This window comes from Psychroflexus sp. MES1-P1E (assembly GCF_002836055.1).
Taxonomy (GTDB): domain Bacteria; phylum Bacteroidota; class Bacteroidia; order Flavobacteriales; family Flavobacteriaceae; genus Psychroflexus.
Genome location: NZ_PJBS01000162.1, coordinates 12,453 through 28,207 on the forward strand (window position 1 = coordinate 12,453; position 15,755 = coordinate 28,207).

Genomic DNA, 15,755 nt, shown 5'->3' on the forward strand with positions numbered 1-15,755 from the left:
CAATTTAAAATTTTATGTTATCAAAAATTATTGAATTTAGCTTAAAGTCTAAATTCTTTATCATCTTAATGGTGGGTTGTATTGTTGGTTTTGGGATTTATTCCTTAACCCAAATACCAATTGGTGCCGTTCCCGATATCACCAACAATCAAGTACAAGTGATTACAACATCACGAAACCTCTCTACTACTGATGTTGAACAGTTTATTACCTATCCCGTCGAATTGGAGATGGTAAATTTACCAGGTGTCAAAGAAATACGATCGGTCTCTAAGTTTGGCCTTTCGGTGGTTACCATAGTCTTTGAAGATGATTTAGGCACGTATTTACCACGTCAACTGATTGCCGAAAAACTAAAATCTGCAGCTGAAAAGATACCCTCAGGGTTTGGTACTCCAGAAATGGGACCTATTACGACTGGTTTAGGCGAGATATATCAATATACTTTAGAAACCAAACTAGGCTACGAGGACCAGTATGATGCTAGCGAATTGCGTACCATTCAAGATTGGATTGTTCGCCGACAATTATCTGGAATTCCTGGTGTCGTTGAAATTAATACCTGGGGAGGCTACTTAAAGGAATACGAGGTTAGTATTAATTCCAAACGCTTACAAGCTAATAACATCACTATTGCTGAAGTTTTTCAAGCTCTTGAAGACAATAATTCTGTAGCTGGGGGCAGTTATATCGAAAAAAATGAAGAAGCCTATTTTATAAGAGGCGAAGGACTTATTAAAAGTTTAGAAGATATTAAAAACATAAGTGTTACCACTCGCAACAATCAACCTGTTTATATCAAGGATATTGCAGAGGTTGGTTTTGGTTATGCCAGACGCTTTGGTGCTGTTACTGGTAACGGCGAAGGTGAAAAAGTTTTAGGACAAGTGATGATGCTGAAAGATGCCGACTCAAAACGTGTCATTGATGCAGTAAAAATACGCATAGCAGAAATTGAAACTACTTTACCTGAAGGGGTGTATATCAATGGCTTTTTAGATCGCTCAGAATTAATACAACGCACAACCTATACTATTGCTGAGAATTTGTTGTTAGGGTTTTTGGTGGTTGCTTTTATTGTGGTTTTACTCATCGGAGATTGGCGCGCTGGTTTAGTAATCTCTTCCATTATACCACTTAGTTTTTTAGTAGCAATCAGCCTCATGTACATCTTTGGTGTTGACGCTAATTTAATGAGTCTAGGTGCTTTAGACTTTGGAATAATCATTGACGGCGCAGTTATTATAGTTGAGTTTGTCGCCTTTAAATTATGGCAACGCTCCAATGAGTTTTCCAACAAAACATCGACTGAAATCAATAAATTAAAAGACAAAATCACTTCTAAGGGAGCATCCAAAATGCTAAATTCAGCCATTTTTGGTCAGTTGATTATCTTGATTGTCTTTATCCCTATATTGTCATTGAGTGGCATAGAAGGTAAGATGTTTAGACCCATGGCCCTCACCTTTAGCTTTGCTCTTATTGGCGCTATGGTATTGTGTTTTACCTGGGTCCCAGTTGCCTGTAGCATGATCTTAAAACCAGAATCTAAGTCAAATTTCACTATATCTACTAAACTTCTCAATGGCGTTAAACGATTGTATTTGCATTCAATCAAATGGGCCTTAAATCATACGAAACTAGTTCTCATTTCAGCTGTTGCCTTGCTAGCAGTTGGTGTGTTTACTTTTACTAGAATGGGAGGTGAATTTGTGCCCACACTTGAAGAGGGTGACTTTGTGATTCAACCCATTTTAAAAACAGGGAAATCCTTAAAAAGTACAGTTGAACGCACTACAGCTATTGAAAAAATACTCCTTGAACAATTCCCTGAAGTCACGCAAGTAGTCTCCCGTATTGGTGCTGCTGAAGTACCAACCGATCCAATGTCGATGCAGGATTCAGATGTGATTGTTCGTCTGAAACCCAAATCAGAGTGGACATCGGCCGATACCAAAGAAGGCTTAGCAGAAAAATTTGAGGAGGCGCTATCTGTTTTTCCCGGAATGGGTCTTGAATTTACGCAACCTATCGAAATGCGTTTTAATGAATTGATTACTGGAGTTCGCTCAGATATAGCCATAAAAGTATTTGGAGAGGATTTAGATATTTTAGCTCGAAAAGGGAATGAAATCAAGTCGCTTATTGAGAATGTAGAGGGTGCGGCAGACATCTCAGTAGAAAAAATTGTGGGCTTACCACAAATGTTGGTCAACTATAAACGGGATAAAATAGGACGTTACGGACTGGATATAAAAAGCATTAATGATGTTATAACAGCAGGATTTGCGGGTAAAACAACTGGTGTTGTTTTTGAAGGCGAAAAGCGGTTTGATTTAGTGGTGAGACTTCAGGACACTGAACGCCAAGATATTGATGATCTAAGGAATTTGATGATTGATACTCCAAATTTTGGTAAAATTCCATTGAATGAAGTCGCCGATATTACTTTTGATAGAGGTCCCGCTAAAATCTCTAGAGATGAATCCAAACGCCGAATTGTAGTAGGCGTAAATGTTCGTAACCGAGATTTAGAATCTGTCGTTACAGATATACAAAAAATCATTGATCAAAATCTAGAGTTGCCCGTTGGGTATAATATGACTTATGGTGGTCAATTTGAGAATCTAGAAAGTGCCAAAGCTCGTTTAAAAATTGCAGTACCTATCGCCTTAATCTTGATTTATATCATGCTATTTTTTGCCCTACGAACGCATAAGGACGCACTACTTATCTTCACAGCTATTCCATTTTCTGCTGTTGGTGGAGTTTTTTTACTATGGCTAAGAGATATGCCGTTCAGTATTTCGGCAGGAGTTGGTTTTATTGCCTTATTTGGAATAGCCGTTTTAAACGGAATCATTTTAGTAGAGTATTTCAAAGACATTCTAAAAACCCACGACAAATTGAGTTTACAACATATAATAGATGCTACACAAGATCGCCTAAGGGCAGTTTTATTAACAGCCAGTTCTACAGCTTTAGGCTTTTTACCTATGGCTATTTCAACGGGTGCAGGCGCAGAAGTTCAACGTCCGTTAGCTACAGTAGTGATAGGTGGTTTGATAACGTCTACCCTACTCACTTTAATAATACTTCCTGTGCTTTATGCCTTAAAAAATAATGCAACCAAATTAAGGCTAAATCCTAAGGCGAGTATTTTTATTCTGCTGATGGGTTGCGCTGGTTTTACAGCAAATGCACAAGATGATGAATTTGAAAGTCTGAAAACACAGATGCTCGATAACAATAGACAATTAAAAGCAGCTCAACTAAAAGCGGAAAGCACTGAAGCTGCAGAAGGACAAGCCTTTACTTTTAATAATGCCCAGATTTATCAAAATTATGATGAATCTGAAGCAGATCCTATTGCAAATCTACCTTTGTATCAATGGGGTATTATTCAGCAATTTGAGTTTCCAACAGTATATGGGAGCCGATTGAAGTTGAATAAAGTTAAAACGAAGCTGGCAAGGACGCAGTATAGTATTGTAGAAATCAGAAAGATTAAGACCCTTCAAGTTAAATATCAAAATTATCTTGAAGCTATAGCGAAACTGGCAATATATGATAGTATTTATAAGATCTACACCGACTTCTCACGGATGGCTAAACGAAGGTTTGAAGAAGGAGAATCAAATTATTTAGAAAAAATCACCGCGCAATCTAAAGCCAATCAAATCACGATTGAACAAGCACAGCTAAAGCAAGAGTTGACCAATAGTATACTCGCTATTAAAGGCTTGCTACAAAGCCAAGACAATTTAGTTTTAAGGGAGAAAACGCTCTACAAACTTCAACTGGATATAGCAAATAATAGCTCTGAAAATCTGAGTTTGTCAGCATTAGAATTAGATCAAAAATTAGCAAAACGCAACTCAGCTTTAGCTAAAAATGAATTACTCCCAGGGATTTCTGCGAGTTATTTTATCAGAAGTAATTCGGCTATTGATAAAAATTTTAACGGATATCAAATTGGCTTAAATATCCCCTTATTATTTTTTGGGGATCGGTCTAAGATTAGATCTGCAAAAATCAATACCCTTTCAAAACAAGCGGCTCTTGAAGATGCTCAAATCGACTTAACCCAGCAAAAAGACCAATTGATCAATCAGCTTTCAGTGCAGCAAGATGCCTTGAATACCTATGAAGAAAATCAACTTAAAATTGCCGACGAACTCTTAAAAACGGCCAAGCTGAGTTACAAAGCTGGTGAAATTGATTTTTTTAGATATGTGCAAAGCCTAGAATATGCCCAGCGCATCCAATTAGATTATTTAACAAAACTGCGCGATTATAATCAGACTATTATAGCCTTAAATTATTTTTTACTAAACTAAACTTATGAAACGATATATATATACCAGCCTATTCCTACTCAACTTGATATTTTTATCCTGTAATAATAGCACGTCTACTTCAGCTGAAGTAGAGCAAAATGAAGACAAGGATTTGATAGAGATTACAAGTAAACAATTTGAAACTGCACAACTGGAGTTAGGGTACTTAAAACAAAATAGATTTTCAGAGCAATTTCAGGTGACTGGAATGATAGATGTTCCTCCCGAAAATCGAGCTACAGTGAGTTCTTATTTTGATGGCTATATTTCTGAAACTCAACTTTTGGTTGGGAGCGAAGTCCAAAAGGGGGATTTGTTGGTTAAATTAAAGCATCCCGACTTTATCAAAATGCAACAAAACTATGTTGAGAGTTTTAGTAATTTAGAATTTCAAACTTCAGAATTTGAGCGAAAAAAAAACTTATTAGAGGATAAAGTGATTGCACAAAAAGTCTTTCAATCTACCAAAAACGACTATCTGCAAGCTAAAGCACAACTTCAAGCAACTTTTGAGCAAATTAAATTAATGAATCTCAACCCAAAGGAAATTGCTAAGGGGAATTTCACATCAGAAATTCGTATCTATGCGCCTATCAGTGGTAAAATTTCAAAACTAAACGTTTCGCAAGGTAAATTTTTATCTAAATCTGAAATGATCATGGAGATTCTTGATGTCGACCATATACACCTTGAACTTAATGTCTTTGAAAAAGACATCTTAAAAATCCATAAAGGGGACACATTAAGCTTTAAAATTCCTGAAATTTCCGATCAAATTTTCAGTGCTTATGTAAAGTTAATTGGCGCTGAAGTGAATGAAAACAGAAGCGTTCGCGTTCATGCACATCCCAAAAATGAAAACGTAAACTTTTCGGTTGGCATGTTTGTAAATTCTTATTTCAAATCTAATTCTAAAGACTACTTAGCTTTGCCTGAGACTGCTTTTACTGAGGTTGATGGAGAAACCTTCGTCTTACAACTCGATTCTAAAACCGATAATTTATTTACCTTCAAAAAAATTGAAGTAAAAACGAATGCACCACAAAAGGGGCTCAAACCTATTTTAAATTCAGAACAAATAGATACAGAAGCTCAGTTTTTAACTCGAGGTGTATTTGATATTATTACAACAGGTGGCGGAGGTCACAGTCATTAATTATGAACAAGGGAAATTTTACCATTTTAATAGCAGAAGATCAGGTTGATATTGCTAAACTCTTGAAAAAAGGCTTAACCGAAGAAGGTTACCAGTGTTTGGTGGTTAAAAACGGTGAAGAGGTTTTAAAACTTGTAAAACATAATTCCATCAGTTTAATTTTACTAGATTGGATGATGCCAAAAGTAAAGGGCATTGACGTTTGCAAACAATTGAGAAGTGAACACATTTCAATACCCATTATTTTTTTAACCGCGAAAGATACCATAGAAGATACGATTGAAGGCTTAAAAAGCGGCGCTAACGATTACATTAAAAAACCTTTTAATTTTAAAGAACTTCTCGCAAGAATTGAAACTCATTTGCGTTTATATTATAAGATAGATGAGGTGTTGTATCTCGGTGACTTATCCTTGAACATCAGTAAACGTTTGGTTTTAAAGTCGGAAAAACCCATTACTTTAACCGATAAAGAATTTAATTTTTTGGCTCATTTAGTTCGCCACAAAGGACAAGTATGCACCAGGCAATCTATTATTGAAGAAGTGTGGGATATTCACTTCGACTATGATTCTGGGGTCTTAGATGTCTATATGAATGCAATACGGAAAAAAATGAAACTTGATAGAAATAAACTTATCAAAACCGTTCGCGGGGTTGGTTTTATAGCTGATGAGTAATGAAATTATCGATTAGAAATAGAATTGCTTTATATTCAGTTTTAGGTATTGCAAGCCTATCTATTGTTGTATTTATTGCTATTTATTTTACCGTTAAAAATACTGTCTTTAGTGAGATTGATTATGCGTTACAGTTCGAAGCCAAAAAGCACATCAATGAAGTAATGTTTCGCAAAGACAGCGTTTATTTTGCCTATAAGGATGAGTGGCTAGAGCGTGAGCATATAGAAATTGAAGTATATCCCTTATTTGTTGAGTTATACAATGCCAAAGGTAAAGGTTTAGACAAATCGCCAAATCTTCGTAAAAGCAACTTGGAAATAGATCTTCAACAAGAGAATTCCTTTATCAGCAATCAAAATTTGGATGGTGAGAACATCAGGCAAATTCAATTTCAGCTTAAAGAGAACAACACCATTCAAGGCTTTATCGCCATCGCTATTCCTCTGGGTGATGCAGAGTTAGTTATAAAAACACTTTTAGACACCTTATTGTTTATCTATCCTATTTTACTGGTCATTACATTTTTCATATCTCGACTCATATCACAAATCACCATTAAACCTGTGACTTTTATAGCCAAAACCGTAAATGAAATTAGCTCTAACAACCTCAACAAACGCGTTCCTGAAACTAGTAATGGTGATGAATTAGGAACTCTGTCTAAAGCTATTAACAACTTTATAAACCGAATAGATGCAGCGGTAAAACGCGAAAAGCAATTCACTGCAGATGCCTCTCACCAACTCAGAACACCACTAGCAATTCTTAAGGGAAATCTGGAAGTTTTAATTAGAAAAGAACGTGAGCCCGAACAGTATGTCGAAGAGATTAAAAACAATATTCATAAGATCGATGACATGTCTGATGCCATTGAAAAATTGCTCATTCTTGCTCGACTAAACAGCCATACCCTTAAAAATCTAGAAACCGAGGAGCTATGTCTGTACGACGAAATAGAAGCAATTCTAATAAACTACAAACAGGATATTTTAAAAAAAGGCATCAGTATTACATTAGATAAATCTGAAGATTGCCAGATACAAACCCATAAAACTTATTTAAGGTTAGTCCTTGATAATTTGATTTCTAATGCGGTAAAGTATGGCGAAGACCAAACTAGGATTACTATTTCACTAGAACCGACAAGCCATCACTTAAAGCTTTCTATTTGTAATAAAGGCCAAAAGATTCCAGCCGATGAAATCAATGACATTTTCAATCCCTTTTTCAGAAACAGGTATCACGAAAATAGTGAGAAAGGTTATGGTTTAGGTCTTGCCATCGTTGCCAAAGTCATAGATTTATTAAAGATTAAAATCCATATAAGTTCTGATGAATACACTTGTTTTAGTCTCAAAATTCCAAGAACACCTTGAAACTTAAGATTCGCTTAAGATGTGTTCATTCCCAGAGTAAATGCTTTTTCTTGACGTTATTTTGTAAGTAAAAACAAAACTTATGAAGTTAACTGCGTTAATCATCTTTCTATGCCTAGGTCTCACAAGTTTTGCACAAGACTGGACCTACGATATGGAAGAAGCTAAAACACAAGCCACAAAAGATAATAAAGACATCTTGCTTGTCTTTTCAGGTTCAGACTGGTGTGCCCCTTGTATTAAACTTGACCGCCAAATCTGGCGAAGTGAACAATTTAAAGCTCATGCCAGTGAAAAATTGATTTTGGTACGCGCCGACTTTCCAAAGCGTAAAAGCAATAAGCAGTCCAAGGCTATACAAGAGAAAAACAATGCTCTTGCAGCAGAATATAATACTAGTGGGTACTTCCCATTTGTATTATTGCTAAACAGCGGAGGTAAAGTCCTTAATAAATTAGGGTATAAAAATTTATCGCCAACTAAATACATAACTGCACTATATGCTAAGTAATCTACTGATTTTGGTTGGTTTCATAAGTTTTGCTGCTCAAGCTCAAGATATTTTCAAGAGAGAGTTAGGCGTAATGGGAAGCAGCTTTGATATTACCGTTGTAGCTGATTCGAAAGAAGAAGCAGAAAATTACATAGACTTAGCCGTTGAAGAGATGCAACGCATCGAAGAATTGATATCCTCCTGGAAATCTACCTCCCAAACCTCTGCAATAACCCGCAATGCTGGTCTTAAGCCGGTTCAGGTCGATAATGAATTATTTCAACTTATCAAACGGTCCATTGCTATCTCAAAAATAACCGACGGTGCTTTTGATATCAGTTTTGCAGCTATAGATAAAATATGGGTATTCAATGGCGAAGAAACACAAGTGCCAGATAAAGCGTTGATCACTTCCTCCGTAAATGCTATAGGATACAAGAATATTAAACTAGATGAAAAGAATTTAACGGTTTTCTTAACTCAAAAAGGCATGAAAATCGGTTTTGGCGCCATTGGCAAAGGCTATGCAGCAGATAAAGCTAAAAGCCTACTGATGGAAAAAGGAGTGTCTGGGGGAATTATAAACGCCTCTGGTGATATGAATACTTGGGGGCTTCAACCTAATGGTAAACCCTGGAAAGTTGCAATTACCAACCCTATGGATAAGTCTAAGAACTATGGATTATTCGACTTAAAAAATAATGCCGTTGTCACTTCTGGCAATTACGAAAAATTCCTACTCATCGATGGGGAGCGCTATGCTCATATTATTGATCCTCGAACAGGAATGCCCACAAAAGGTATATTGAGTGTTACTGTATTTGCTCCAAAAGCAGAATTGGCTGACGCTCTAGCAACCTCTGTTTTCGTAATGGGAAGCGAAGTAGGACTAAATATGATTAATCAACTTCCAGATGTGGAAGCCATAATTGTAAAAAATGAGGGAAGCCTAGCCACGTCAACACATATAAATATTACAACACCATGACTAAAACACTCACAAAATTGACATTCATAAGTTTTTTCTTTATGTCTTGTGTAGCCGTAAAAGAATACGAAAAAATCAATATCAACGATCCTGATATGCGATTATCAGAACGAAATTTAGATAAGTATAAATCCACCTTTCAATCCTATCGAGAAGCAGCGGCTGGAGCAAATGGAGGCAAAACAGGCGGCGGTTGCGGCTGTAATTAAAATAAATATGAAGAAAAACATAGCTTTTTATAGCATCGTCTTACTACTTGTTTCAGGGCAAATAATGGCACAAGAAGAAGAAGAAGAACCCACCGAGTATAAAAAACGAGTACTAGAGTCGGTAGAAGTTAACTTGTTGTCCAGTTATTATACTCAGGATGGCGAAAATGCGGCAGTTACAGGAGGTCGAGGTACAGAAGAATTAACTGATATTGCCCCATCCATCAACATATCTATTCCTTTAAACGATGATGATGTTTTGACTGTAGATGCAACCGTTTCTGCATATACTTCAGCTTCTTCTAGTAATATTGATCCTTTTGACGGTCCACAACCTGCAGATCCATTTGTAGCGTCGTCGGGAGCATCGGAACAAGATACGTGGTTTGGTCTAACCGCCAATTATGCCCATTCTTCAGACGATCGAAATACAATCATCAGTGGAAATGTTTCTTTTGCCAATGAATACGACTACAGCTCGATTGGTTTTGGAGGGAGTATCACCAAACTATTCAACGAAAAAAACACTGAATTACAACTTAATGTCAACGCTTTTTTTGATTCATGGAGACCGCAATATCCTATTGAATTTAGAGAAGGTTTCAATTTATCTAATTATTCCTTTAGTGGAAACCCAAATTTCTCAAATAATTATACACAATTTCAAGATGAGAGTAGAAACTCTTATAGTATTGGAGTAAGTCTTTCACAAATTCTTTCAAAATCTATTCAAACGTCTTTTATAGGAGATGTAGTTCTTCAAAACGGCTTGCTCTCTACACCGCATCAGCGTGTCTATTTTGGAGATTTTGAAGATACAATGGTGGAGAACTTTACTTTAGGTAACGACATTGAGCGTTTGCCAGATACACGTACAAAAATAGCCTTGGGTAACCGTACTAGTTTTTACTTGAATCAAAATTTTATTTTAAGAACGTATTATCGTTTTTACACAGATGATTGGGGAATAGATTCACATACCTTTAAAGCAGAATTACCAATAAAACTAGGGTTGAATTATACGTTTTATCCTATGTACCGCTACTATACACAAACTGCAGCAAACGATTTTGGAGAATACAATTCAATAGTCTCAACCCAAGAATTTTATACCTCAGATTATGATTTGGCAGAATATGATGCTCATCAATATGGCATAGGCTTTAAGTACTATGATCCATTAAATAAATTAAGCATTGGTGGTTTTGGTTTGAAAAGTATAAATTTAGAGTACAATTATTACGAGCGGACTATTCAAAATTTTAATGCAAACATTACGTCACTCAGTTTTAATTTCGTAGCAAACTAGTAGTCTTAAATGATCAAATTTGATTGATTTTTAAATTGTTTTAAATGAAAGTTTTAATTACCGGTATTGCAGGTTTTATAGGCTCACATATGGCCGAATATCTTAATAAAAAAGGCTATGAAGTTGATGGTATAGATAACTTCAATCCTTACTATTCTGTTAAGCTGAAAAATATAAATGCGGATAATCTTATTAAAAAAGGAATTTCCGTTATCGAAGGCGATTTACGAAACGATACTTTTTATGACAGGCTAGAAAAGGATTATCAATTCATCATTCATTTTGCTGCTCAACCTGGGATTTCTGCAACAAGCAGTTTTGATAGTTATCTTACTAACAACGTGGTTGCTACTCAGAAGCTCATTGAATTTACAAAGAAACAAAAGTCCTTCATTCAATTCATAAATATCTCGACCTCATCCGTTTATGGAGATTATGCGACTAAAAGTGAAAAGGCAGTTCCTCAACCAACTTCATACTATGGCGTTACCAAACTCGCGGCAGAACAGCTCGTTCTTGCTGAAGCCAGAAAAAAAGAATTTAGAGCCTGTTCATTACGCTTGTATTCAGTATATGGCCCTAGAGAACGACCCGACAAGCTATACACCAAGCTCATTAAAGCTAGTTTAAACAATACTCAATTCCCTTTATTTGAGGGGAGTAAGCAACATAAGCGAAGTTTTACTTATGTTGAAGACCTTGTTAATGGCATTTATTTATGTTTGAAAAAACAAAAATTAACCAATTTGGAAATTATAAACCTAGGACATCACAAACAGGAAACTACAGAGCAAGGTATCTTATGCGTAGAAAAATTATTAAAAAAACATATTTCAATTGAATTAAAGCCAGCACGGGAATCTGACCAAAAAGAAACCGTTGCGAATATTACTAAAGCACGAAATTTATTCGGCTATAATCCTAAAACCAATCTAGAAGAAGGTATTCAACACCAGATCGATTGGTTTAGAACGACCATTGAAGACCATGGAGAATTTTAAATTAACCATTATCGTCCCCGTTTATAATGAAGCTGAAAATTTGCATAGACTTGCTGATGTATTTAAGGCTTATTTTAAGCAGTCAAATCATAAAATGAAACTGCTGTTTGTAAATGATGGTTCTAAAGATGAAAGCTTGGCCATCGTGAAACAATTATGTGAAGGAAACCCCTATTTTCAATACCTCAACTTCAATAAAAATTATGGATTAAGTGCTGCTATAAAAGCAGGATTCGATCACGTAACCACGGAGCTAACCGGATATATCGATGCGGATTTACAAACTCACCCAGAAGACTTCGACCTTCTTTTAGAACATGCCCAAGAGTATGATTTGGTTACAGGAAATCGATCTAAAAATAGAAAAGACAGTTGGGTCAAAAATTTGAGTTCCACTATAGCAAATGGTATTAGGCGCTTGTTTACTCAAGATGGCATGGATGATACTGGATGTCCATTAAAAATTATTAAAACAAGTTATGCCCAAAGAATTCCAATGTTTAGGGGGTTACATAGGTTCTTGCCTGCTATGATTTTACTCCAAAAGGGGAGAATAAAACAAGTAGATATAAGACACTTTCCTAGAATAGCTGGAACAGCAAATTTTGGTTTAATCAATCGACTTGTTGGACCTTTAATGGATTGTTTTGCATATCTATGGATGAAGAAAAAATATATCAATTACGAGATAGAGTCCAAATCATGCTAAGTTCATCAGTCGTGATCTATACTATTGGTTTTATAGCGCAGTTCCTTTTCTCCAGTCGAACCTTTTATCAATGGTTGAGTTCAGAAAAACAAAAAAAGGTTGTTGCCCCGCGCTTTTTTTGGCAAATAAGTTTATTGGCTTCTTTTCTGTTGTTCGTCTACGGCTATCTAAGAAATGATTTTTCTATTATGTTAGGTCAAAGTCTAACTTATTTTATTTATGTTCGAAATATTCAGCTCCAAAATCAGTGGCATAAATTCCCGTTAGTATCAAGGATTTTCTTACTGCTTTTTCCTTTAGCTATTGTAATTTACTATTATAACAATACTACTTTTGATATTAATAATCTGTTGGTAGACAATGGCTTTTCAAACCAACTTTTATGGCTAGGTATTATAAGTCAGCTGCTTTTTACCTTTCGGTTTGTTTATCAATGGTTGTATTCTGAACGTTTAAAATTATCGAAGTTACCTAGCGGGTTTTGGGTTTTAAGTTTACTGGGGTCTTTACTTATTTTGGTTTACGGAATTTTAAGAAGCGACCCTGTTTTGATAGTAGGTCATAGCTTTGGAATTATCATTTACATTAGAAACTTTTATCTTTTAAAACGGAAACATGCTTAAACTTATTTATAAATATCCTGTCATCACTCTCATCTTAGTATGTGTGATTTTATTTTTCTTCAACTTAGGAGTGCTTCCAGTCAGTATTATGGAAGCGAGGAACTTTAATGTTGCCAGAGAAATGCTTACTGAGAATAATTGGTTATTGACGACCATGAATGCTATACCTCGTTATGAAAAGCCGCCCTTTCCTGCATGGTTTACTACCATGTTTAGCCAATTCAATATTAAATCCGTTTTTTTATATCGATTACCCACGAGTATCGTTGCTACTTTTGGAGTTATTTTTAGCTACTACCTCTTTAAAAGTTTGGCTCAAACTAAAAAAGTAGCTCTTATCGCTTCGCTAGTTCTTGCTACCTCCTTTTACTATGTTGCCATTCGATTTGAAGCACCTTCCGATACTTACACTCATGCTTTTATGATTGCCGGCTTACTCTTCATGACTAAAGCCATTCAATCTTCAACTAAAAGCCTACTTTATATTAGCCTTGCGATTTTAGGCATAGGCATTTCTGTATTATCCAAAGGCCCCGTTAGTTTATATGCGGTCTTTCTCCCTTTTATAATTGCTTACTTTAGCACTTATTCCTACTCAAAAAAAGCGATCATAATTAGCATTTCGACTTTCCTCTTAGGCATTGCCTTGGGATCTACATGGTATTGGTATATTGAATTTATAAACCCTAAAGTCCTTAACCAAATTGCGAATGAAGAGACCTCCAACTGGTCGAGTTATAATGTTAGACCCTTTTATTATTATTGGAGTTTTTTCATTCAATCGGGAATATGGACTGTTCCTGCACTTATTAGTTTAGCTTATCCTTATTTTAAAACTAAAGTGGATAACAAAAAACTGTATAAATTCAGTTGGCTTTGGACTGTTCTAGCAGTAGTTTTATTATCGATTATTCCAGAAAAAAAATCTCGGTATTTAGTTCCCGTTTTGTTTCCTTTAGCCTTGAATCTAGCTCAAGTTTTACTCTACCAGTTTAGAACTAAAAAACTGGATATCGTGAGTAGAATTGCTATGAAATTCCACTACGTTTTAATTTTCTGTATTGGAATTTCGATAGTTGCCATTCCCTTGATTATAGAAGTAAGAACAACTTCATTTTGGATTTGGTATTATACTTTAGTCGCCTTGATGTTTGCTATTTCAGCAGTCATCTTTTTTAACTACAGCCCTCTGAAATGTAAGATACTGTTTCTATCCAATATTCTTTTAATAATGGTGGTGACAAGTGCAGGAATTTACGGCATTCAATTTTTAAAACAAAACGATAAGTACAACGCCTTAACCTCTGCAGAGCTTCAACCTAGTTTTCTTTACTATTACAAATCGATTCAGCCTGAAGTCATTTGGGGCTCTAATAGAGTTTCAAAGCCACTTGATTTTTCTAAAAACTTCACCTCACAACATAAGGTTCAGGTAATTGTGGAAAATGTGTATGTAAAAGAATTCAAACAACAAATTCCCTCGGAATATGAGATTAAATCGGTAAAAGCTTACGACAGGAATTACTTTAAGGCTGCTGATAACCGAAGACATGATAGACGAAAAGTATTTTACTTATACACCTTAAAACAAAAGAATTAGCGCAAAATGGTCTCAGTTCGGTCTGGTCCCACAGAAACTATGCTTATTTTAACCCCAACACTTTCTTCGATAAAGGCCACATAATCTTTCAAGGTTTGTGGTAATTTTTCAAAATTATCTCCAGATGAAATATCCGCTTGCCATCCTTTAAATGACTTATAGATCGGAGTCACATTTTCTGGCTCTATATTGAAAGGCAGGTGTGAAATTTCTTTTCCTTTGTAATTATAAGCGGTACAGATTTTTAAGGTTTTAAAACCACTTAAAACATCGGCCTTCATCATAATAAGTTCAGTCACACCATTAACTTGAACAGCATATTTCAAGGCTACAAGATCTAACCACCCACAACGTCTTGGCCTACCTGTTGTAGCTCCAAATTCGTTTCCAACTTTAGCCATTCTAGCACCATCTGCATCAAAGAGTTCAGTAGGGAAAGGACCACTTCCTACTCGAGTAGTATAAGCTTTAAATATTCCATATACGTCCTTGATTTTATTAGGTGCAATACCCAAACCTGTGCAAGCTCCAGCAGCAGTTGTGTTGGATGATGTGACGAATGGGTAAGTTCCAAAATCAATATCTAGTAAGGACCCCTGAGCACCTTCAGCCAAAATAGTTTGATTATTGGTTTGTGCATTGTGTAAATAGTCTTCAGAATCTATGAAAGTAAGTAATTTGATAGCCTCTACAGCTTCAAAAAATTCATGCTCTAGTTCCTTTAAATCGTATTGTACATCTACATTGTAAAATTCAATAAGATCTTGATGCTTATTGGCTAACTGTCTGTACTTGTCTTTCCAAGAGTCCAATTCCAAATCTCCAATTCGTATACCATTACGACCTGTTTTATCCATGTAGGTTGGACCAATTCCTTTAAGAGTTGAACCAATTTTAGCTTTCCCCTTGGACGTTTCAGAAGCTGCATCTAGAAGTCTGTGTGTAGGAAGAATGATATGAGCTTTCCTAGAAATTAAAAGGTTTTTCTTAAAATCAATATTGAATTTTGATAAAGCAGTCAACTCTTTTTGAAAAATAACAGGGTCGATAACAACTCCGTTACCCACGACGTTTATGGCCTCTTTATGGAAAATTCCAGAAGGAATTGTATGGAGTACGTGCTTGATACCGTCAAACTCCAGAGTATGCCCAGCATTTGGACCTCCTTGAAATCTTGCTATAATATTATAATTTTTGGTAAGATAATCTACAATTTTGCCTTTGCCTTCATCTCCCCATTGAAGTCCTAGTAGTAAGTCTACTGCCAT

The 15,755-nt window shown here is 35.7% G+C and carries 13 protein-coding genes; 12 read left to right on the forward strand and 1 reads right to left on the reverse strand.

Annotated elements, in window-relative coordinates; all coding sequences use genetic code 11:
- The first annotated feature begins 14 nt into the window (after positions 1-14).
- The 12 genes from CXF67_RS07255 (at position 15) to CXF67_RS07310 (ending at position 14,487) form a co-directional block, all read left to right on the forward strand.
- The gene (locus tag CXF67_RS07255; RefSeq protein ID WP_102088149.1) at positions 15-4,340 is read left to right on the forward strand and encodes a CusA/CzcA family heavy metal efflux RND transporter; all 4,326 of its coding nucleotides are present in this window, start codon (positions 15-17) and stop codon (positions 4,338-4,340) included.
- 4 nt (positions 4,341-4,344) lie between these two features.
- Positions 4,345-5,496 carry an efflux RND transporter periplasmic adaptor subunit gene (locus CXF67_RS07260; RefSeq protein WP_102088150.1) on the forward strand — a complete coding sequence of 384 codons (1,152 nt, stop codon included), beginning with the start codon at positions 4,345-4,347 and terminating at the stop codon, positions 5,494-5,496.
- A 2-nt stretch (positions 5,497-5,498) separates the two neighbouring features.
- Positions 5,499-6,176 (forward strand): response regulator transcription factor, encoded by a 678-nt coding sequence (locus CXF67_RS07265; protein ID WP_102088151.1) that lies wholly within the window; start codon positions 5,499-5,501, stop codon positions 6,174-6,176.
- Positions 6,176-7,555: a sensor histidine kinase gene (locus CXF67_RS07270; protein ID WP_102088152.1), complete on the forward strand. Its 1,380-nt coding sequence runs from the start codon at positions 6,176-6,178 to the stop codon at positions 7,553-7,555. The genes CXF67_RS07265 and CXF67_RS07270 overlap by 1 nt, the downstream gene beginning before the upstream one ends.
- Before the next feature lie 82 nt (positions 7,556-7,637).
- Positions 7,638-8,066, forward strand: a complete 429-nt coding sequence (locus tag CXF67_RS07275) for a thioredoxin family protein (RefSeq protein ID WP_102088153.1) — start codon at positions 7,638-7,640, stop codon at positions 8,064-8,066.
- Positions 8,056-9,036 (forward strand): FAD:protein FMN transferase, encoded by a 981-nt coding sequence (locus CXF67_RS07280; RefSeq protein WP_102088154.1) that lies wholly within the window; start codon positions 8,056-8,058, stop codon positions 9,034-9,036. The genes CXF67_RS07275 and CXF67_RS07280 overlap by 11 nt, the downstream gene beginning before the upstream one ends.
- Complete coding sequence (locus CXF67_RS07285) at positions 9,033-9,245, forward strand: DUF4266 domain-containing protein (RefSeq protein ID WP_102088155.1); 213 nt, start codon at positions 9,033-9,035, stop codon at positions 9,243-9,245. Before CXF67_RS07280 ends, CXF67_RS07285 begins: the two co-directional genes overlap by 4 nt.
- A gap of 7 nt (positions 9,246-9,252) precedes the next feature.
- On the forward strand, positions 9,253-10,554 hold the full coding sequence (locus CXF67_RS07290; protein WP_102088156.1) for a DUF3570 domain-containing protein: 1,302 nt from the start codon (positions 9,253-9,255) through the stop codon (positions 10,552-10,554).
- Positions 10,555-10,598: 44 nt separating this feature from the next.
- A complete protein-coding gene (locus CXF67_RS07295; RefSeq protein ID WP_102088157.1) occupies positions 10,599-11,555 on the forward strand; it encodes an NAD-dependent epimerase/dehydratase family protein in 957 nt (318 codons plus the stop codon).
- Positions 11,542-12,264 (forward strand): glycosyltransferase family 2 protein, encoded by a 723-nt coding sequence (locus tag CXF67_RS07300; protein WP_102088158.1) that lies wholly within the window; start codon positions 11,542-11,544, stop codon positions 12,262-12,264. Before CXF67_RS07295 ends, CXF67_RS07300 begins: the two co-directional genes overlap by 14 nt.
- The gene (locus tag CXF67_RS07305; protein WP_180957920.1) at positions 12,258-12,887 is read left to right on the forward strand and encodes a lipid-A-disaccharide synthase N-terminal domain-containing protein; all 630 of its coding nucleotides are present in this window, start codon (positions 12,258-12,260) and stop codon (positions 12,885-12,887) included. The genes CXF67_RS07300 and CXF67_RS07305 overlap by 7 nt, the downstream gene beginning before the upstream one ends.
- Positions 12,880-14,487, forward strand: coding sequence for an ArnT family glycosyltransferase (locus CXF67_RS07310; protein WP_102088160.1), 1,608 nt, complete (start codon positions 12,880-12,882; stop codon positions 14,485-14,487). Before CXF67_RS07305 ends, CXF67_RS07310 begins: the two co-directional genes overlap by 8 nt.
- Here the strand turns inward: CXF67_RS07310 and CXF67_RS07315 are convergent.
- Complete coding sequence (locus tag CXF67_RS07315) at positions 14,484-15,755, reverse strand: adenylosuccinate synthase (protein WP_102088161.1); 1,272 nt, start codon at positions 15,753-15,755, stop codon at positions 14,484-14,486. The two genes, CXF67_RS07310 and CXF67_RS07315, sit on opposite strands and share 4 nt — an antisense overlap.

Bases quoted from the DNA above. Each gene is read 5' to 3' on its own strand.
- CXF67_RS07255 (WP_102088149.1), top strand. From the start codon at position 15: ATGTTATCAAAAATTATTGAATTTAGCTTAAAGTCTAAATTCTTTATC.
- CXF67_RS07260 (WP_102088150.1), top strand. From the start codon at position 4,345: ATGAAACGATATATATATACCAGCCTATTCCTACTCAACTTGATATTT.
- CXF67_RS07265 (WP_102088151.1), top strand. From the start codon at position 5,499: ATGAACAAGGGAAATTTTACCATTTTAATAGCAGAAGATCAGGTTGAT.
- CXF67_RS07270 (WP_102088152.1), top strand. From the start codon at position 6,176: ATGAAATTATCGATTAGAAATAGAATTGCTTTATATTCAGTTTTAGGT.
- CXF67_RS07275 (WP_102088153.1), top strand. From the start codon at position 7,638: ATGAAGTTAACTGCGTTAATCATCTTTCTATGCCTAGGTCTCACAAGT.
- CXF67_RS07280 (WP_102088154.1), top strand. From the start codon at position 8,056: ATGCTAAGTAATCTACTGATTTTGGTTGGTTTCATAAGTTTTGCTGCT.
- CXF67_RS07285 (WP_102088155.1), top strand. From the start codon at position 9,033: ATGACTAAAACACTCACAAAATTGACATTCATAAGTTTTTTCTTTATG.
- CXF67_RS07290 (WP_102088156.1), top strand. From the start codon at position 9,253: ATGAAGAAAAACATAGCTTTTTATAGCATCGTCTTACTACTTGTTTCA.
- CXF67_RS07295 (WP_102088157.1), top strand. From the start codon at position 10,599: ATGAAAGTTTTAATTACCGGTATTGCAGGTTTTATAGGCTCACATATG.
- CXF67_RS07300 (WP_102088158.1), top strand. From the start codon at position 11,542: ATGGAGAATTTTAAATTAACCATTATCGTCCCCGTTTATAATGAAGCT.
- CXF67_RS07305 (WP_180957920.1), top strand. From the start codon at position 12,258: ATGCTAAGTTCATCAGTCGTGATCTATACTATTGGTTTTATAGCGCAG.
- CXF67_RS07310 (WP_102088160.1), top strand. From the start codon at position 12,880: ATGCTTAAACTTATTTATAAATATCCTGTCATCACTCTCATCTTAGTA.
- CXF67_RS07315 (WP_102088161.1), bottom strand. From the start codon at position 15,755: ATGGCAGTAGACTTACTACTAGGACTTCAATGGGGAGATGAAGGCAAA.